Source organism: Streptococcus sp. V869 (assembly GCF_054353515.1).
Window position 1 is genome coordinate 363,754 of sequence record NZ_JBTHHW010000001.1, and the last position, 19,826, is coordinate 383,579.

The 19,826-nt window shown below is 38.7% G+C and carries 21 protein-coding genes and 1 other annotated feature; of the genes, 20 read left to right on the top strand and 1 reads right to left on the bottom strand.

The genetic code is table 11. The annotated features are described in order from the left end of the window. Window positions 1-43: 43 nt before the first annotated feature. From ACXYSN_RS01885 to sdbB, 10 genes are all read left to right on the top strand, one after another. Window positions 44-739: a YoaK family protein gene (locus ACXYSN_RS01885; protein ID WP_414253730.1), complete on the top strand. Its 696-nt coding sequence runs from the start codon at window positions 44-46 to the stop codon at window positions 737-739. A 54-nt stretch (window positions 740-793) separates the two neighbouring features. After that, window positions 794-880, top strand: a sequence feature (ribosomal protein L21 leader region). 34 nt (window positions 881-914) lie between these two features. Next, window positions 915-1,229, top strand: a complete 315-nt coding sequence (gene rplU / locus ACXYSN_RS01890) for a 50S ribosomal protein L21 (protein ID WP_000109141.1) — start codon at window positions 915-917, stop codon at window positions 1,227-1,229. Window positions 1,230-1,244: 15 nt separating this feature from the next. After that, a complete protein-coding gene (locus ACXYSN_RS01895) occupies window positions 1,245-1,589 on the top strand; it encodes a ribosomal-processing cysteine protease Prp (RefSeq protein ID WP_458635960.1) in 345 nt (114 codons plus the stop codon). A 16-nt stretch (window positions 1,590-1,605) separates the two neighbouring features. Further along, on the top strand, window positions 1,606-1,899 hold the full coding sequence (rpmA, locus tag ACXYSN_RS01900) for a 50S ribosomal protein L27 (RefSeq protein ID WP_458635961.1): 294 nt from the start codon (window positions 1,606-1,608) through the stop codon (window positions 1,897-1,899). A 276-nt stretch (window positions 1,900-2,175) separates the two neighbouring features. Beyond that, the gene (locus ACXYSN_RS01905; protein ID WP_458635962.1) at window positions 2,176-3,435 is read left to right on the top strand and encodes a UDP-N-acetylglucosamine 1-carboxyvinyltransferase; all 1,260 of its coding nucleotides are present in this window, start codon (window positions 2,176-2,178) and stop codon (window positions 3,433-3,435) included. Between the two features lie 16 nt (window positions 3,436-3,451). After that, a complete protein-coding gene (locus tag ACXYSN_RS01910) occupies window positions 3,452-4,003 on the top strand; it encodes a GNAT family N-acetyltransferase (RefSeq protein ID WP_458635963.1) in 552 nt (183 codons plus the stop codon). Further along, on the top strand, window positions 3,996-5,273 hold the full coding sequence (gene spxR, locus ACXYSN_RS01915; protein WP_458635964.1) for a CBS-HotDog domain-containing transcription factor SpxR: 1,278 nt from the start codon (window positions 3,996-3,998) through the stop codon (window positions 5,271-5,273). The genes ACXYSN_RS01910 and spxR overlap by 8 nt, the downstream gene beginning before the upstream one ends. 15 nt (window positions 5,274-5,288) lie before the next feature. Then, window positions 5,289-6,149 carry a methionyl aminopeptidase gene (locus ACXYSN_RS01920; RefSeq protein ID WP_458635965.1) on the top strand — a complete coding sequence of 287 codons (861 nt, stop codon included), beginning with the start codon at window positions 5,289-5,291 and terminating at the stop codon, window positions 6,147-6,149. A gap of 127 nt (window positions 6,150-6,276) precedes the next feature. Further along, complete coding sequence (gene ccdA2, locus ACXYSN_RS01925; protein WP_303942653.1) at window positions 6,277-6,984, top strand: thiol-disulfide oxidoreductase-associated membrane protein CcdA2; 708 nt, start codon at window positions 6,277-6,279, stop codon at window positions 6,982-6,984. Between the two features lie 12 nt (window positions 6,985-6,996). After that, window positions 6,997-7,560, top strand: coding sequence for a thiol-disulfide oxidoreductase-associated lipoprotein SdbB (gene sdbB / locus ACXYSN_RS01930; RefSeq protein ID WP_458635966.1), 564 nt, complete (start codon window positions 6,997-6,999; stop codon window positions 7,558-7,560). Between the two features lie 59 nt (window positions 7,561-7,619). On the opposite strand, the gene ACXYSN_RS01935 is transcribed toward sdbB, so the two are convergent. Beyond that, complete coding sequence (locus tag ACXYSN_RS01935) at window positions 7,620-8,606, bottom strand: L-lactate dehydrogenase (RefSeq protein WP_458635967.1); 987 nt, start codon at window positions 8,604-8,606, stop codon at window positions 7,620-7,622. A gap of 204 nt (window positions 8,607-8,810) precedes the next feature. Between ACXYSN_RS01935 and gyrA the strand changes: the two genes are divergently transcribed. The 10 genes from gyrA (at window position 8,811) to ACXYSN_RS01985 (ending at window position 19,753) form a co-directional block, all read left to right on the top strand. Next, window positions 8,811-11,279, top strand: coding sequence for a DNA gyrase subunit A (gyrA, locus tag ACXYSN_RS01940; RefSeq protein ID WP_458636405.1), 2,469 nt, complete (start codon window positions 8,811-8,813; stop codon window positions 11,277-11,279). Beyond that, window positions 11,279-12,028, top strand: a complete 750-nt coding sequence (locus tag ACXYSN_RS01945; RefSeq protein ID WP_458635968.1) for a class A sortase — start codon at window positions 11,279-11,281, stop codon at window positions 12,026-12,028. Before gyrA ends, ACXYSN_RS01945 begins: the two co-directional genes overlap by 1 nt. 286 nt (window positions 12,029-12,314) lie before the next feature. Then, window positions 12,315-13,391: an aspartate-semialdehyde dehydrogenase gene (locus ACXYSN_RS01950; RefSeq protein WP_458635969.1), complete on the top strand. Its 1,077-nt coding sequence runs from the start codon at window positions 12,315-12,317 to the stop codon at window positions 13,389-13,391. Window positions 13,392-13,442: 51 nt separating this feature from the next. Further along, the gene (gene dapA, locus ACXYSN_RS01955) at window positions 13,443-14,378 is read left to right on the top strand and encodes a 4-hydroxy-tetrahydrodipicolinate synthase (RefSeq protein WP_458635970.1); all 936 of its coding nucleotides are present in this window, start codon (window positions 13,443-13,445) and stop codon (window positions 14,376-14,378) included. A 106-nt stretch (window positions 14,379-14,484) separates the two neighbouring features. Then, entirely contained in the window at window positions 14,485-15,342 is an 858-nt protein-coding gene (dprA, locus tag ACXYSN_RS01960) for a DNA-processing protein DprA (RefSeq protein WP_458636406.1), read from the top strand. A gap of 119 nt (window positions 15,343-15,461) precedes the next feature. After that, window positions 15,462-17,549, top strand: a complete 2,088-nt coding sequence (gene topA, locus ACXYSN_RS01965; RefSeq protein ID WP_458635971.1) for a type I DNA topoisomerase — start codon at window positions 15,462-15,464, stop codon at window positions 17,547-17,549. A gap of 109 nt (window positions 17,550-17,658) precedes the next feature. Next, window positions 17,659-18,018 carry a YbaN family protein gene (locus ACXYSN_RS01970; RefSeq protein WP_441348180.1) on the top strand — a complete coding sequence of 120 codons (360 nt, stop codon included), beginning with the start codon at window positions 17,659-17,661 and terminating at the stop codon, window positions 18,016-18,018. Between the two features lie 93 nt (window positions 18,019-18,111). Continuing rightward, window positions 18,112-18,744 (top strand): copper homeostasis protein CutC, encoded by a 633-nt coding sequence (locus tag ACXYSN_RS01975; protein WP_458635972.1) that lies wholly within the window; start codon window positions 18,112-18,114, stop codon window positions 18,742-18,744. A gap of 43 nt (window positions 18,745-18,787) precedes the next feature. Next, complete coding sequence (locus tag ACXYSN_RS01980; protein ID WP_458635973.1) at window positions 18,788-19,447, top strand: MmcQ/YjbR family DNA-binding protein; 660 nt, start codon at window positions 18,788-18,790, stop codon at window positions 19,445-19,447. Window positions 19,448-19,480: 33 nt separating this feature from the next. Then, window positions 19,481-19,753, top strand: a complete 273-nt coding sequence (locus ACXYSN_RS01985) for a DUF1294 domain-containing protein (RefSeq protein WP_441348183.1) — start codon at window positions 19,481-19,483, stop codon at window positions 19,751-19,753. Window positions 19,754-19,826: the final 73 nt, after the last annotated feature.

Sequence of the window (19,826 nt, forward strand, 5' to 3'; positions counted from 1 at the left end):
AGAAAAAATGGTATAATAGTAACAGTATATTTAGGAGTTTAGTATGAGATTATTACCAATGAGAAAAATTTCTCGTCATTCAAAAAGATTGGCGCTTTTTTTGACTTTTTGTGCAGGTTATGTAGAAGCCTATACCTTTATTGTAAGAGGGAATACCTTGGTCGCTGGGCAAACAGGGAATTTGATCTTTTTATCAGTCGGAATCGTTCAGAGAAATCTAGCTGATGCTGAACTAAAGATACTGACACTTTTATCCTTCATGTTAGGCGTTTTTATGCTGACGATTTACAAGGAAAAACTTCGTATTGTTAAAAAACCAATTCTATCACTTGTTCCATTAGCTATTTTATCAGTGATCATCGGTTTTATTCCATTGAGTGTTGATAACATTTTTATTGTTCCTCCTCTGGCTTTTTGTATGGGTCTCGTTACAACAGCTTTTGGTGAGGTTTCAGGTATTGCCTATAACAATGCCTTTATGACGGGAAACATCAAACGTACTATGTTAGCGTTTGGTGAATATGTCCGAACCAAGCATACAGCGTTTCTAATGGAGGGATTGATTTTTGTGAGCTTACTTATTAGTTTCATTCTAGGAGTAGTATTTTCAGCTTACTTAACCATCGTTTTCAACGAAAAAACGATTTTAGGTGTCCCTATCATGATGAGTATTTTTTATCTACGTATAGCTTTATCTGCTTGGCGAAAAAAGTCTACTAAAACACGGAATTTCGAGTGAAAATACTTGTCAAAAATTTAGAATTATGCTATACTTGTAGAGTTGACTATGCACATGCCTGTGCAACCGCTCGATCATCGTCGCTCATCCCTTGAGCTTAAGTGGTTCGTCCCACGATGCTAGGCGAGTCTTCACAAAAATTCGGGGAAACCCAAAAAATCATAGGAGGTGCATAATGAGCACATACGCAATTATCAAAACTGGCGGAAAACAAGTTAAAGTTGAAGTTGGTCAAGCAGTTTACGTTGAAAAATTGAACGTTGAAGCTGGTCAAGAAGTTACTTTTAACGAAGTTGTTCTTGTTGGTGGTGAAAACACTGTTGTCGGAACTCCACTTGTTGCTGGAGCTACTGTAGTTGGAACTGTTGAAAAACAAGGAAAACAAAAGAAGGTTGTTACTTACAAGTACAAACCTAAAAAAGGTAGCCACCGTAAACAAGGTCACCGTCAACCATATACTAAAGTTGTCATCAACGCAATCAACGCTTAATTTTAAGGAGAACACATGATACAAGCAGTCTTTGAGAGAGCCGAAGATGGCGAGCTGAGGAGTGCGGAGATTACTGGACACGCCGAGAGTGGCGAATACGGCCTAGATGTCGTGTGTGCATCGGTTTCTACGCTTGCCATTAACTTTATCAATTCCATTGAGAAATTTGCAGGCTATGAACCAATCTTAGAATTAAACGAAGAAGAAGGTGGTTATCTGATGGTTGAAATTCCAACTGATCTTCCTTCACACCAGAGAGAAATGACGCAGTTATTCTTCGAATCATTTTTCTTAGGTATGGCAAACTTATCGGAGAACTCTTCTGAGTTCGTCCAAACCAGAGTTATCACAGAAAACTAACACGGAGGAAAACATTATGTTAAAAATGACTCTTAGCAACTTGCAACTTTTCGCCCACAAAAAAGGTGGAGGTTCTACATCAAACGGACGCGATTCACAAGCTAAACGTCTTGGAGCTAAAGCAGCTGACGGACAAACTGTAACTGGTGGATCAATCCTTTACCGTCAACGTGGTACACACATCTATCCAGGTGTTAACGTTGGTCGTGGTGGAGACGATACTTTGTTCGCTAAAGTTGAAGGCTTAGTACGCTTTGAACGTAAAGGTCGCGATAAAAAACAAGTTTCTGTTTACCCAATCGCAAAATAAAAAGGTCCAGTGAACCTTTTTATCCTGAGCCTTGAAATAAAAAGGCGAGGATGCTGAAAGTAGCATTAAATAAGGCTTTCCGAGATATTCGGGAAGCTTTTTTTATAAATAAAAAGCAGTGATAGACGAACTGATAAAATTTAACCTAAAACTAGTAGAAATTACTTGAGAGGTTAGCAATATATTTAATTTATATTGATAGATAATAAGAAAGAAATATGGTATAATATAGGGTGAGACCTTATGAATAAATAGTGAAAGAGTATATAGTAACTAATGAAAAAAATTGTCATTAACGGTGGGCGTCCATTAAAGGGTGAGATTACCATTAGCGGTGCAAAAAATAGTGTAGTAGCCCTGATTCCTGCTATTATTTTGTCAGATGATGTTGTAATTTTGGACTGTGTTCCAGATATCTCTGATGTCGCTAGTTTGGTTGATATCATGGAAATTATGGGCGCTAGTGTTAAGCGTTATGATGACGTCTTAGAGATTGACCCCCGTGGTGTTCAAAACAAACCAATGCCATACGGGAAAATCAACAGTCTTCGTGCATCTTATTATTTCTATGGCAGCCTTCTTGGACGTTTCGGTGAAGCAACAGTTGGTTTACCTGGTGGATGTGATTTGGGACCTCGTCCGATTGATTTGCACTTAAAAGCCTTTGAAGCTATGGGAGCAAAGACAACGTACGAGGGAGATAATATGAATCTCTCAACTAATGGTTCAAAGTTACAGGGGGCTAGTATTTATATGGATACTGTAAGTGTTGGAGCAACGATTAATACAATGCTTGCAGCAGTAAAAGCTCAAGGACGTACAGTTATTGAAAATGCTGCTAGGGAGCCTGAAATTATTGATGTAGCTACTTTGTTAAATAATATGGGAGGTCATATTCGTGGTGCTGGTACGGATATGATTATTATTGATGGTGTTGAATCCCTTCACGGCACACGACATCAAGTTATTCCAGACCGTATTGAAGCTGGTACTTATATCTCAATGGCTGCTGCAGTTGGTCAAGGAATTCGCATCAATAATGTACTCTATGAGCATTTAGAAGCCTTTATTGCTAAACTTGAAGAAATGGGTGTTCATATGACTGTTTCAGAAGACAGTATCTTCGTCGAAGAGCAAACAAATCTTAAGGCTGTTAATATCAAGACAGCACCATATCCTGGATTTGCAACGGACCTCCAACAGCCAATTACACCTTTGCTATTAAAAGCAGAAGGACGTGGGACACTGATTGATACCATATATGAAAAACGCGTTAACCATGTCTTTGAATTAGCAAAAATGAACGCTGATATTTCAACTACTAATGATCACATTATCTATAAAGGTGGGAATCCTTTACATGGTGCAAGTGTAAGAGCTACAGACTTGCGTGCAGGTGCAGCTTTGGTTATTGCTGGTCTAATGGCTGAAGGTAGAACAGAGATTACAAGTGTTGAGTTTATTTTGCGAGGATACTCAAATATCATTGAGAAATTACGTAAGCTTGGAGCAGATATTGAGCTGATTGAAGATTAGCAATTTGAGGATAAGAATGAATATCTGGACAAAATTAGCAATGTTTTCTTTTTATGAGACGGAACGTTTGTATTTCCGTCCATTCTTTTTTACAGATGTTGATGACTTTCATGAGTTGGCATCAAACCCTGAAAATCTTCAATTTATTTTTCCTACGCAAGCTAGTATTGAAGAAAGTCAATATGCGCTTGCTAACTACTTTATGAAATCACCTTTGGGTATTTGGGCCATTTGTGATAAAAAAACAGAAAAAATGATTGGAGCAATTAAGTTCGAAAAACTGGACGAAATTAGGAAAGAAGCAGAAATTGGCTATTTTTTGAGGAAAGATTTTTGGTCTCAGGGATATATGACTGAAGCTGTTAGCAAATTGCGGGATTTATCCATGAACGAATTTGGATTAAAGCAACTAACGATTGTAACACATTTAGAAAATGCTGCTAGTCAAAAAGTAGCACAGAAATCGGGCTTTGTTCTGTCTCGACGTTTCAAAGGTAGCGATCGCTATACTCGTAAGATGCGAGATTATCTAGAATTTCGCTATACAAAAGGGGAACTAAATGAGTAAACACCAAGAAATATTAGCCTACTTGGAAGAATTACCAGTTGGAAAACGGGTTAGTGTTCGAAGTATATCCAATCGTTTGGGAGTTAGTGATGGTACGGCTTATCGTGCTATCAAAGAGGCTGAAAATAGAGGTTTAGTAGAAACACGGCCTCGGAGTGGGACTATTCGTGTCAAATCAAAAAAAGTTGCCATTGAGAAACTCACTTTCGCGGAAATTGCAGAAGTCACTGGTTCAGAAGTTTTAGCTGGTCAAGCTGGTTTGGACAGAGAATTTAGTAAATTTTCCATCGGAGCGATGACTGAGAAGAATATCCTTTCTTACCTTCATGATGGTGGGCTAGTCATTGTCGGTGACCGAACACGCATCCAGTTGTTGGCACTAGAAAACGAAAATGCTGTCTTGGTCACAGGTGGATTTGAAGTTCATAAAGATGTTTTGAACGCAGCTGATAAAAAGAATATCCCAGTATTACGAAGCAAGCATGATACATTTACAATTGCGACGATGATTAACCGTGCTTTGTCAAATGTTCAAATCAAAACTGATATTTTAACAGTTGAAAAGATTTATCGTACTAGTCATGAATATGGATTTCTACAAGAAACGGATACTGTCAAAGATTATCTAGATTTGGTTCGAAAGAATAGGACCAGTCGTTTCCCTGTCATCAATCAACACCAGGTTGTCGTTGGGGTAGTTACCATGCGTGATGCTGGAGATAAATCTCCTGGAACGACCATTGATAAGGTCATGACAAGAACAGTCTACATGACAGGTTTAGCAACGAATGTTGCTAACGTTAGCCAGAGAATGATTGCTGAAGACTTTGAAATGGTACCCGTTGTTCGTAGCAATCAAACTTTGCTAGGTGTCATTACTAGACGCGATGTCATGGAAAAAATGAGTCGCTCTCAGGTATCGGCTCTACCAACATTTTCAGAGCAGATTGGCCAGAAATTATCTTATCATCATGATGAAGTTGTCATTACAGTTGAACCCTTTATGCTTGAAAAGAATGGTGTCCTTGCAAATGGAGTTCTTTCAGAAATATTGACCCATATGACTCAGGATTTGGTCGTTAATAGTGGTCGAAATCTTATCATTGAACAGATGTTGATTTATTTCTTACAGGCTGTCCAGATTGATGATGTTCTACGTATTCAAGCTAGAATTATTCACCATACGAGACGCTCTGCTATCATTGATTATGATATTTATCTCAATCATCAAATCGTATCAAAAGCAAATGTAACTGTAAAAATTAATTAGAATTTAGGAGAGAACATGATTACATTAAAATCAGCTAGAGAAATTGAAGCAATGGATAAGGCTGGCGATTTTCTTGCAAGTATTCACATTGGTTTGCGTGACATCATCAAACCAGGTGTAGACATGTGGGAAGTAGAAGAATATGTGCGCCGTCGTTGTAAAGAAGAAAATTTCCTTCCTTTACAAATTGGTGTTGATGGGGCAATTATGGATTATCCTTATGCAACATGCTGCTCACTCAATGACGAAGTAGCTCATGCTTTTCCTCGCCACTATATTTTAAAAGAAGGTGATTTGCTCAAGGTTGATATGGTTCTTGGAGGACCGATTGCTAAATCAGACCTTGATGTTTCTAAATTAAACTTTAATAAAGTGAAAGAAGTTAAGAATTATACACAAAACTTTACGGGTGGATTAGCCGATTCTTGTTGGGCATACGCTGTTGGCAAACCGTCAGAAGAAGTTAAAAACTTAATGGACGTGACCAAAGAAGCTATGTACATCGGTATTGAAAAAGCTGTTGTAGGAAACCGAATCGGTGATATTGGAGCTGCCATTCAGGAATATGCTGAAAGTCGTGGCTATGGAGTTGTTCGCGATCTTGTAGGACACGGTGTTGGCCCAACCATGCATGAAGAACCAATGGTTCCTAACTATGGTATCGCAGGCCGTGGTCTCCGCCTACGTGAAGGTATGGTATTGACAATCGAGCCGATGATTAATACAGGTGATTGGGAAATCGATACTGATATGAAAACAGGATGGGCACACAAAACGATCGACGGTGGTTTATCATGTCAGTATGAGCATCAGTTTGTTATTACAAAGGATGGACCTGTTATCTTGACAAGTCAAGGTGAAGAAGGAACATACTAATAAAAAAAGGGAGCTGAGCTCCTTTTTTGATTCTTTCAAGTTGAAAATAAATTTACGTAGCAGATATCTTACAAACGTTTTCTTTTATAGTAAAATAAAATATAACTAAATGAAAGTAGGTTCTTAATTGGAAAGTATTTTATTTTTTATCTCTGTATTTTTAGCTGGGGTTTTATCATTCTTTTCTCCTTGTATCTTTCCCCTGCTACCAGTATATGCAGGTGTTCTATTAGATGATCAAGAGGAGTCAAAGACATTTCGTTTTTTAGGTAAAGAGGTTGCCTGGTCAGGATTAATTCGGACACTCTGTTTTATTGCAGGTATCTCTTTGATTTTCTTTATTCTAGGGTTTGGAGCAGGATTTCTAGGTAACTTACTCTATGCTGATTGGTTCCGTTATGTCATGGGAGTCATTATTATCATATTGGGGTTGCATCAGATGGAAATCCTTCATCTACGTAAATTAGAGTTCCAAAAAACAGTAACATTTAATCAAAAACAGTCTAGTAAATATCTGTCGGCCTTTTTACTTGGTATCAGCTTTAGCTTTGGTTGGACTCCATGTATTGGTCCAGTTTTAAGTTCTGTTTTAGCACTGGCTGCCTCGGGAGGAAATGGAGCTCTTCAGGGGGCTTTATTAACCCTTATCTATACTCTCGGAATGGCGCTTCCATTTTTAGTATTGGCCTTAGCATCAGGTCTTATTATGCCCTATTTTAGTAAAATCAAATCTCACCTCCTCTTATTGAAGAGAATTGGTGGTTTACTGATTATCCTTATGGGAATTTTATTAATGTTGGGACAATTAAATATCTTATCTGGAATATTAGGATAAAAGGAGTTATCTATGAAAAAAATTATCTATTTTGGACTTAGTTTCTTATCTATCTTTCTTTTGATTGCTTGTGGCAAAGAAGAAAAAAAATCAAGTCAAGAAACTCAAACGACTCAAACACAGCAGCAAGCAACTGTAAAACAAGTTGCTGTAGGAGTCGAAGCGCCAGATTTCACCCTTCAATCGATGGATGGAAAAGAAGTGAAATTATCTGATTTTAAAGGTAAAAAAGTTTATCTTAAATTTTGGGCATCTTGGTGCGGACCATGCAAGAAGAGTATGCCAGAATTGATGGAGCTTGCTGCAAAAGAAGATCGTGATTTCGAAATATTATCTGTTATTGCACCAGGCCTTCAAGGTGAAAAAACTGTAGATCAATTTCCAAAGTGGTTTGAGGACCAAGGCTATAAAGACATTCCCGTTTTATATGATACAAAAGGATCTGTTTTTCAAGCCTATCAAATTCGTAGTATCCCTACAGAGTATTTAATTGATTCACAGGGTAAAATTGCTAAGATTCAATTAGGGGCAATTAGTAACGCAGATGCTGAAGCAGCTTTTGCTCAAATGAATTAGAGTTATAAAAAATGTCTAGACAATTTTGTCTAGACATTTCTTTTTTAACTTTAATATAATTAGTTTTTAGAAGCAGCTTGGAATTCTGGATTTTTCCATGCTTCATCGATAATTTCTTGTAATTCACGAGCAGATGCTTGCATTTTTTGAAGTTCAGCATCGTTCAATGGGATGTTCACTGGACGAACGATACCGTGAGCACCAACGATAGCTGGTTGACCGATAAAGACGTTTTCAACACCGTATTGACCTTCTTGGAATACTGAAAGTGGAAGAACAGAATTTTCATCATCCAGAATAGCTTTTGTGATACGAGCAAGAGCTACCGCGATACCGTAGTATGTTGCACCTTTTTTGTTGATGATTGAGTAAGCAGCATCACGAACTGAGATGAAGAGTTCTACAAGGTCAGCTTCATCCAAGTGACGGTTAGCTTGCAACCATTGTTCCAATTTTACACCGGCAACGTTAGCGTGTGACCAAACGGCAAACTCAGAGTCACCGTGTTCACCCATGATGTAAGCGTGAACTGAACGTGCATCAACACCGATTTTTTCAGCAAGAGCTTGACGGAAACGAGCTGAGTCAAGTGAAGTACCTGAACCAATAACACGTTCTTTAGGGAAGCCTGAGAATTTCCAAGTTGAGTAAGTCAAAACGTCAACTGGGTTAGCTGCGACAAGGAAGATACCGTCGAAACCAGATGCAACAACTTGTTCAACGATTGATTTGTTGATAGCAAGGTTTTTACCAACAAGGTCAAGACGAGTTTCACCTGGTTTTTGTGGAGCACCAGCAGTGATAACTACAAGGTCAGCGTCTGCACAGTCTTCATACTTAGCTGCGTAGATTTTCTTAGGTGAAGTAAAAGCAAGCGCGTGGCTAAGGTCTTCTGCATCACCAACTGCTTTTTCAAACAATTGAGGAATTTCAATGATACCAAGTTCTTGGGCAATTCCTTGGTTAACAAGAGCGAAAGCGTAAGATGAACCTACGGCACCGTCACCAACGAGGATAACTTTTTTGTGTTGTTTAGTTGCTGTCATTAGTCTAAACATCTCCTTTGTTTTTTTAAGGGTAATACCCTGTTTGATTTCATTCTATCACTTTTGCTAAGTTTTGTCACGGATATACCTTCGGGATAAATATGTAAACGTTTTACACGTGTTGTTAGTGTTGTTAGACTGTAAAATAGTCCAAACTATGGTATAATATATCTAGTTACTAATAGTGAAATGAGGCATTTTTTAATGCAAGATAAAAATCTAGTGAATGTCAATCTGACAAAGGAGATGAAGACTAGCTTTATCGACTACGCCATGAGTGTAATCGTATCGCGTGCTCTTCCTGATGTTCGTGATGGGTTGAAACCTGTTCATCGTCGTATTCTATACGGTATGAACGAATTGGGTGTGACACCTGACAAACCCCATAAGAAATCTGCCCGTATTACAGGGGATGTCATGGGTAAATACCATCCACACGGTGACTCATCTATCTACGAAGCCATGGTTCGTATGGCTCAATGGTGGAGCTACCGTTATATGCTTGTAGATGGGCATGGTAACTTTGGTTCCATGGACGGTGACGGTGCTGCCGCTCAGCGTTATACCGAAGCACGTATGAGTAAGATCGCCCTTGAAATGCTTCGCGATATCAATAAAAATACAGTTGATTTCGTTGATAACTACGATGCCAATGAACGAGAACCTGTTGTTTTACCAGCTCGTTTTCCAAATCTTTTGGTTAATGGTGCCACAGGTATTGCCGTTGGTATGGCGACCAATATTCCGCCACATAACTTGGGTGAAACCATCGATGCTGTTAAGTTGGTGATGGATAATCCAGAAGTCACAACCAAAGAATTGATGGAAGTTCTTCCTGGTCCAGACTTCCCAACTGGTGCCCTTGTTATGGGGAAATCAGGTATTCATAAGGCATATGAAACAGGGAAAGGTTCTATTGTTCTTCGTTCTCGTACAGAAATCGAAGAAACGAAAACAGGTCGCGAACGGATCGTTGTTACAGAATTTCCATATATGGTTAACAAGACTAAAGTGCATGAACACATTGTACGTTTAGTTCAAGAAAAACGTATTGAAGGAATTACAGCTGTACGTGATGAGTCAAACCGAGAAGGTGTACGTTTCATCATTGAAGTGAAGCGTGATGCGTCAGCCAATGTCATTTTGAACAACTTGTTCAAGATGACTCAGATGCAAACTAGCTTTGGTTTTAATATGTTGGCTATCCAAAATGGTGTTCCAAAGATTCTCTCTCTTCGTCAAATCTTAGATGCCTATATTGAGCACCAAAAAGAAGTGGTGACTCGTCGTACTCAATTTGATAAAGAGAAAGCCGAAGCACGTGCACATATCTTGGAAGGTTTGCTGATTGCTCTAGATCATATTGATGAAGTTATTCGTATCATCCGCGCTAGTGAAACCGATGAAGAAGCTCAAGCAGAGTTGATGAGCAAGTTTAAGCTTTCTGAGCGTCAAAGTCAAGCTATCCTTGACATGCGCCTCCGTCGTCTGACAGGTTTAGAACGTGATAAGATTCAGTCAGAGTATGACGAATTGATTGCCTTGATTGCTGATTTGGCAGATATTCTTGCTAAGCCAGAACGTGTTGCTCAGATCATCAAAGAAGAATTGGATGAAGTCAAACGCAAGTTTGGAGATAAACGTCGTACGGAGTTGATGGTCGGTGAAGTCTTGACACTTGAAGATGAAGATTTGATTGAAGAGTCTGATGTTCTCATCACTCTATCAAACAAAGGGTATATTAAACGTTTGGACCAAGATGAGTTCACTGCTCAAAAACGTGGTGGACGAGGTATTCAAGGTACTGGTGTTAAGGATGATGATTTTGTTCGTGAGTTAGTTTCCACAAGTACTCATGATCACTTACTCTTCTTTACAAATAAAGGACGTGTCTATCGACTTAAGGGATATGAAATCCCTGAGTATGGACGTACAGCCAAAGGTTTACCTGTTGTTAACCTTTTGAAACTAGATGAGGGTGAAAGTATCCAAACCATCATCAACGTAGAATCAGAACGTAGTGATGATGCTTACCTCTTCTTTACAACACGTGCAGGTATCGTTAAGAGAACGAGCGTAAAAGAATTCGCAAATATTCGTCAAAATGGTCTCAAAGCCTTGAATTTGAAAGATGAGGACGAATTGATTAATGTCTTACTAACTGAAAAAGATACCGATATCATCATCGGAACCAAATTAGGTTATGCTGTTCGTTTCAATCAGTCTTCGGTTCGTAGCATGAGCCGTAGCGCCACAGGTGTTAAAGGGGTTAACCTTCGTGAAGGGGATGCTGTGGTTGGAGCGAGAGTGATTACTGACCAAGATGAAGTCCTTATCATTACTGAAAAAGGATACGGTAAGCGTACAGTTGCTACTGAATATCCAACTAAAGGTCGTGCTGGTAAAGGTATGAAAACCGCTAATATTACTGATAAAAACGGTCAACTTGCCGGTCTACTCACAGTAAAAGGTGACGAAGACTTGATGGTCATCACAGACACTGGTGTTATGATTCGAACAAATGTTGCCAATATTTCACAAACTGGACGCTCTACAATGGGAGTAAAAGTAATGCGTCTGGATGAAAATGCTAAGATTGTAACCTTTACAACAGTTGCAGCAGCAGAGAAGGAAGAAGTTGAGGCAGAAAACGAAACAGAAAGTGAAGAATAATGTCTCGAAAAAGAAGAAAAAGTAAAAAGAATAAGCGTAAGAATTTGCTGATTAATATTTTGGCTGGCTTTCTAATCCTTTTGTCTCTAGCCTTGATTTTTAATTCGAAGATACGTGATATTTTTATGATTTTAAATACTAATAAGTATCAGGTTAGTCAAGTAACGAAGGAAAATATTGAGAAGAATCAAGAAACAGAAGGAAATTTTGACTTTAACTCTGTCAAAGCACTTTCATCAGAGGCAGTGCTTTCAGCTCAATGGAATTCTCAGCAACTCCCGGTTATTGGAGGAATTGCTATTCCAGAACTTGAAATGAATCTACCAATATTTAAGGGACTCGATAACGTCAACCTTTTTTATGGTGCTGGTACAATGAAAGCTAATCAAGTAATGGGAGAAGGAAACTATTCTCTAGCTAGTCATCGTATATTTACTGGTAATAATGCAGACAAGAAGTTATTTTCACCTCTAGCTCGAGCTGAGAAAGGGATGAAAATTTATCTAACAGATAAAGAAAAAGTCTATACGTATGAGATAGATGAAGTTAAAATTGTTACTCCTGACCGAGTAGATTTAATTGAGGATCGTGAGGGGATTAATGAAATCACCCTAGTGACCTGTGAAGATGCTAATGCGGCTGAAAGAATTATTGTTAAAGGAAATTGGACTGAGACAAAATCTTATTCAGATACTCCATCAAATATTTTAGATGCTTTTAATAAACCATATAAACAATTTTATGAATAGTAGAAGAGGTTGGGACAAAAGAGCCCGACCTCATTTTTATTAGCAATCAAACTTTGACGCGGTAGCTGATTGAACTTTTTGTTCGTCTTTTAGACTCCAAAAAGCTCCTAATCATCCTCGCGGGGCTGGGACTACGAAATCGAGACTTTGTCTATCGATTTCTGTCCCACCGCCTTTTCTTGTCAATTTCAGAAAATAGATAGGGTAAAGACTTTTCAATTCCTCCAAAAAGTAGTATAATGTTTCTATTATAGAAATTTTTAGAAAATTCCGAAAGAGGTTTGTTATGGGATACACAGTTGCTGTTGTCGGCGCTACAGGTGCCGTTGGTGCTCAAATGATCAAAATGTTGGAAGAATCAACTCTTCCTATCGATAAGATTCGTTACCTTGCGTCTGCACGTTCTGCAGGAATGGTCTTGCAATTCAAAGGTCAAGATGTGACCATAGAAGAAACAACAGAAGACGCTTTTGAAGGGGTTGATATTGCTCTCTTCTCAGCTGGTGGATCAACTTCTGCAAAATACGCACCTTATGCTGTTAAGGCAGGCGCAGTCGTCGTAGATAACACTTCTTATTTCCGTCAAAATCCAGATGTACCATTGGTCGTTCCTGAAGTGAATGCCCATGCCCTTGATGCTCACAACGGAATTATCTCTTGTCCAAACTGTTCAACAATTCAAATGATGGTTGCTCTTGAGCCTGTTCGTCAAAAATGGGGTTTAGACCGTATCATTGTATCAACTTATCAAGCAGTTTCAGGTGCTGGTATGGGAGCTATTCTTGAAACCCAACGTGAGCTTCGTGAAGTCTTAAATGATGGAGTTAACCCACGTGATGTTAAAGCAGAAATCTTACCTTCAGGTGGAGATAAGAAACACTATCCAATCGCCTTCAACGCTCTTCCGCAAATTGATGTCTTCACAGATAATGACTACACATACGAAGAAATGAAGATGACAAACGAGACTAAGAAAATTATGGAAGACGATAGCATTGCTGTTTCAGCAACTTGTGTGCGGATTCCAGTCTTGTCAGCTCACTCAGAGTCAGTCTACATTGAAACAAAAGAAGTAGCACCAATCGAAGAAGTGAAAGCTGCTATTGCAGAATTCCCAGGTGCCGTCCTTGAAGACGATGTTGCTCACCAAATCTATCCTCAAGCGGTTAATGCGGTAGGTTCACGTGATACCTTCGTTGGACGTATCCGCAAAGACCTGGATGCAGAAAAAGGAATCCATATGTGGGTAGTTTCTGATAACCTCCTTAAAGGTGCAGCTTGGAATTCAGTCCAAATCGCAGAAACACTTCACGAACGTGGTTTGGTTCGCCCAACAGCTGAATTAAAATTTGAATTGAAATAACATGTTGGAGTTCGTTTGAACTCCTTCTTTAAAATAGAGAGGAATTATTGTATGTCTTATCAAGATTTAAAAGATTGTAAAATTATTACAGCTTTTATTACTCCTTTTCATGAAGATGGCTCTATTAATTTCGATGCGATTCCAAATTTAATTGAACACTTATTGGCACATCATACAGATGGAATTCTCTTAGCAGGTACGACTGCTGAGAGTCCAACCCTAACCCACGATGAAGAGTTGCAGTTGTTCGCGGCTGTACAAAAGGTTGTTAACGGCCGTGTTCCTTTAATTGCGGGTGTTGGTACTAACGATACTCGCGACTCGATCGAGTTCGTTAAAGAAGTAGCGGAGTTTGGTGGTTTTGCAGCCGGTCTAGCGATTGTACCTTACTACAATAAACCATCTCAAGAAGGTATGTACCAACACTTTAAAGCCATTGCAGACGCATCAGATTTGCCAATTATTATCTATAACATCCCAGGTCGTGTAGTTGTCGAAATGACTCCAGATACTTTACTTCGTTTGGCTGACCATCCAAATATTATCGGTGTCAAAGAATGTACTAGTCTTGCCAATATGGCCTACTTGATTGAGCATAAGCCTGTAGACTTTTTGGTATACACTGGTGAAGATGGGGATGCTTTCCATGCTATGAATCTTGGTGCTGACGGTGTAATTTCTGTTGCTTCTCATACGAATGGTGATGAAATGCATGAAATGTTCACTGCGATTGAAGAGAGTGATATGAAGAAGGCAGCAGCGATTCAACGTAAATTTATTCCTAAAGTCAATGCTCTTTTCTCTTATCCAAGTCCTGCGCCTGTCAAGGCAGTACTCAACTATATGGGGTTTGAAGCTGGTCCAACTCGCCTCCCATTGGTTCCTGCGCCTGAAGAAGATGCTAAACGCATTATCAAGGTTGTTATTGACGGAGACTACGAAGCAACTAAAGCGACTGTCACTGGAGTTCTTCGACCTGATTACTAACATAACAAAGATAAATAGAAACTTCCTAACAAGTAAAATTGTTGGGAGTTTTTTTCTTTTTCTACGAATAGATAAATAGAGAGAGAAAAAGGAGTCGATCATGAAAATTAAGATTGATAATTTCGAGATTTATAAGTTAAAGCAAGCAGGTTTAAGTAATCAGCAGGTTCTGAAAGTTCTTCAATATGGAGAAATTTATGATCAGGAATTGAGTTTAGAGACTATAGCAGAAGCCTCAGAGTGTCGCAATCCAGTAATCTTTATGGAACGGTATCATAAATTGAACCTTGAAAGTTTGGAACGTCTACAAAAAGATTTTGCAAAGTTCCCATCGTTTTCGATTCTGGATGATGTTTATCCAATTGCACTCAGTGAAATTTATGATGCACCAGTCTTACTTTTCTACAAAGGAGACTTAAATCTCTTAAAATTACCAAAGATAGCAGTTGTAGGTAGTCGCTCTTGTAGTCAAACCGGAACCAAGTCGGTTCGAAAAGTCATCGAAGAACTGGAAAATGAATTAGTTGTGGTGAGCGGTCTTGCTAGAGGAATCGACACAGCAGCCCATATGTCAATTCTTCAAACTGGTGGCAGAACAATTGCGGTAATAGGGACAGGATTGGATGTCTATTATCCTCGTTCAAATAAACGTCTTCAAGAATATATTGGGGACAATCATTTAATACTAAGTGAGTACGGACCAGGGGAAGAACCCTTGAAATTTCATTTTCCAGCAAGAAATCGCATTATTGCAGGATTGTGTCGAGGAGTTATCGTTGCAGAAGCTAAAATGAGATCTGGTAGCTTAATCACTTGTGAGCGTTCTATGGAGGAAGGTAGAGATGTCTTTGCGATTCCAGGTTCCATTTTAGATGGACGCTCAGACGGCTGTCATCATTTGATCCAAGAAGGAGCAAAACTAGCAACATGTGGGCAGGATATTCTCGCTGAGTTTGAGTTTTAGACATAGAATCATTTCATTTAGCAAACTTTTCTTCTATTGTATGGGTGTTAAGTCTTGACAGGTTTTTAAAAATGGTTTACACTTTATAAAGTTTAATTACTTTGAAAAGGTGTGATACTGTGGCTACGGCAACAAAGAAGAAAAAATCAACAGTTAAAAAAAATCTAGTAATCGTGGAGTCGCCTGCAAAGGCTAAAACGATTGAAAAATATCTGGGTAGAAATTATAAGGTTTTAGCTAGTGTTGGTCATATTCGTGATTTGAAAAAATCCAGTATGTCAGTCGATGTGGAAAATAATTACGAACCTCAATACATCAATATTCGTGGGAAAGGTCCTCTCATCAATGACTTGAAAAAAGAAGCTAAGAAAGCCGATAAAGTCTTTCTTGCAAGTGACCCGGACCGTGAAGGAGAAGCTATTTCTTGGCATTTAGCGCATATTTTAAATCTTGACGAGAATGATACCAACCGTGTTGTTTTCAACGAGATTACCAAAGATGCAGTGAAAAATGCCTTTAAAGAACCTCGTAAAATCAATATGGATTTGGTCGATGCCCAACAAGCCCGTCGTGTTTTGGACCGTTTAGTAGGGTATTCAATTTCTCCAATCTTGTGGAAAAAAGTTAAAAAAGGTTTATCGGCAGGACGTGTGCAGTCTGTCGCTTTAAAGCTAATCATTGATCGCGAAGATGAAATCAATGCCTTCCAACCAGAAGAATATTGGACGATTGATGGTGTCTTTAAAAAAGGTACCAAGCAATTCCAAGCTTCTTTTTATGGAATGAATGGCAAGAAGATGAAGTTGACTACCAATGATGAAGTCAAAAAAGTTTTATCTCATTTGAACAGCAAGGATTTTACAGTTGATCAAGTAGATAAAAAGGAAAGAAAACGCAATGCTCCTCTTCCATATACAACGTCTTCTATGCAGATGGATGCTGCTAATAAGATCAACTTCCGTACTCGTAAGACTATGATGGTTGCTCAGCAACTCTATGAAGGAATCAATATTGGTACAGGTGTCCAAGGTTTGATCACCTATATGCGTACGGATTCTACTCGTATCAGTCCGGTTGCCCAGAATGAAGCAGCAAGCTACATCAATGAACGTTTTGGTAGTAACTATTCTAAGCATGGTAGTCGGGTAAAAAATGCTTCTGGTGCTCAGGATGCCCACGAAGCTATCCGTCCTTCAAGTGTTTTCAATACACCTGAAAAAATTGCTAAGTATTTGGATAAAGACCAGCTTAAACTTTATACCCTCATCTGGAACCGCTTTGTGGCGAGTCAGATGACTGGTGCTATCTTTGATACCATGGCTGTTAAGCTTTCGCAAAATGGGGTTCAATTCGCTGCTAATGGTAGTCAAGTTAAGTTTGATGGTTATTTGGCCATTTACAACGATTCTGATAAGAATAAGATGCTTCCAGATATGAAAGTAGGAGATGTGGTCAAACAGGTCAATAGCAAACCTGAACAACATTTCACACAACCTCCTGCACGATATTCAGAAGCAACATTGATTAAAACTTTGGAAGAAAACGGAGTTGGTCGCCCATCTACCTATGCTCCAACCATTGAAACAATTCAAAAACGTTACTATGTAAGACTCGCATCTAAACGCTTTGAACCGACTGATTTAGGACAAGTCGTTAACAAGCTGATTGTCGAATACTTCCCTGACATTGTTAATGTGAAATTTACTGCTGAAATGGAAGGCAAGCTAGATGATGTCGAAGTCGGAAAAGAAGAGTGGCAAAGAGTCATCGATGAGTTTTATAAACCATTCTCTAAAGAGGTTGCAAAAGCTGAAGAAGAGATGGAAAAAATTCAAATCAAGGATGAACCAGCTGGATTTGACTGTGAAGTCTGTGGTAGTCCGATGGTGATTAAGATTGGGCGCTTCGGTAAGTTTTACGCATGTAGTAATTTCCCAGATTGTCGACATACACAGGCCATTGTTAAAGAAGTAGGTGTTACCTGTCCAAAATGCCATCAAGGGCAAATTATCGAACGCAAAACTAAGCGTAATCGCATTTTCTATGGATGCAATCGTTATCCAGAATGTGACTTTACTTCTTGGGATAAACCGGTTGGACGTGATTGTCCTAAGTGTGGCCACTTCCTCATGGAGAAGAAAATCCGTGGTGGTGGCAAACAAATTGTATGTAGCAATGGTGACTACGAAGAAGAAAAGATTAAATAATAGTGAGAGGGCTGAAGTACCTACTTCAGCCCTTTTTCTAATTTAAACTTGACAGATTTCATCTTTTTGTGCGAAACTAGAAGAAGATTATTCTTAACTAGGAGTAGAAATGCGTATCATTTATCTCAGTATTGGCTTTATTTCATTATCTTTGGCTATCGTTGGTGTAGTCTTACCGCTATTACCAACAACTCCCTTCCTCTTATTATCAATTGCCTGTTTTTCTAAATCTTCTAAGCGTTTTGAAGATTGGCTCTATCATACCAAACTTTATCAAACATATGTGGCTGATTTTAGAGAAACAAAGTCTATCGCACGTGAACGCAAGAAGAAGATTATTGTTTCGATCTATATCTTGATGGGAATCTCCATTTATTTCGCTCCGCTTTTACCCGTAAAAATTGCTTTAGGTTGTTTAACAATATTTATAACCTATTATCTCTTTAAGGTGATTCCAGATAAGGAATAGCTTTAATAAGTAGCGTTTTTCCTTGATAAAAAGTAGGGGTTACTTAAAACAATATGATATAATAATATCAAACGAATCATCAAGGAGTATCAAATGATATACGAATTTTGTGCTGAAAATGTAACCTTGCTTGAAAAAGCTATGCAGGCAGGAGCTCGCCGTATTGAGCTCTGTGACAATCTTGCTGTTGGTGGAACGACACCGAGTTATGGAGTAACTAAGGCAGCTGTAGAACTGGCATCTGACTACGATACGACTATCATGACTATGATTCGTCCACGAGGTGGTGATTTTGTTTACAATGACCTAGAAATTGCCATTATGCTTGAGGACATTCGTGTAACTGCTCAGGCAGGTAGTCAAGGGGTTGTCTTTGGTGCATTGACAGCGGATAAGAAGCTGGATAAATTCAACCTTGAAAAATTGATTGCTGCCTCTAAAGGCATGGAAATTGTTTTCCATATGGCTTTTGATGAATTAAGCGATGAAGATCAGTTGGAAGCTATTGATTGGCTTAGTCAAGCTGGAGTGACACGCATCCTGACTCGTGCTGGTGTATCTGGTGATTCACTCGAGAAACGTTTTGAGCACTATCGTAGAATTCTCGAACATGCTGCAGGTAAAATTGAAATCCTACCGGGTGGAGGGATTGACATGGACAACCGTCAAACCTTTATCGATCAACTAGGTGTGACACAATTACATGGAACCAAGGTTGTCTTTTAAAAAATAGAAAGGAACTGCTAGCTTTTGGTAGCAGTTTTCACTTATGTTTGAAATTTTTAAAGCCTATCAGTTTAATAGTAAAAAGGCCAAAGAGTATGGATTTTTAGAAAATAAAGGTGTATGGACCTTTAGCTCGACCATTTTACACGGAGACTTTCTCATGAGAGTTATAGTTGTGGACGGAGACTTATCTTTTCAAGTTTTTGACCAAGAAACTGGTGATCTATATCCTCAAGTTCACATGGAAAGTTTGAGAGGTACTTTTGTCGGAAGTGTTCGAGAGACTTGTTTAGAAGTTCTTTATGATATCCGAAAGTCCTGTTTTGAAGTGCAGGAATTTCTCTGCTCGCAGACAAAGAGAATCATGACTCTAGTCCAAGCAAAGTATGAAAATCAATTAGAATACTTATGGGAGAAATCGCCTGATACGGCAGTTTTACGTCATGAAGATAATCAGAAGTGGTATGCGGTTCTAATGAAGATTTCCTGGGAGAAACTAGATAAGGCACAGGGAGGGCAAGTAGAAGTCGTTAATCTTAAGCATGACCAAGTAGCTGACTTATTACTACAAAAAGGCATTTACCCTGCCTTTCATATGAATAAACGCTATTGGATAAGTCTGCCACTTGATGATACTTTATCGGATGAACAGGTTCTTGAACTATTTGAAAGAAGTTGGGACTTGACCAGAAAAAAGAAATAGGATAAAACAACTGACAAGGAGACTTATACGTAGATGATTGATTTAAAACAAGTTGCTAGCATTCTACTCTTGCTATGGAATTTTTTTATCTTTATTCTATATGGAATTGATAAATATAAGTCCAAACGCGGCCATTGGAGGATTCCAGAGAAGTATTTACTTTTAGGAGCTTTTATATTTGGTGGCTTTGGAGCCTGGTTTGGAGGACTCATTTTCCATCATAAAACTCGAAAATGGTATTTTAATACGGTATGGATTTTGGGGATGGCAGCAACAGTATTGCTGATGTATTTCCTTTTCAAATAGTAAAAAAGCAGATATCAACCAACTAAAACCGAATATTATCTATTAAAATACATAATTATTGACAAAAATATGA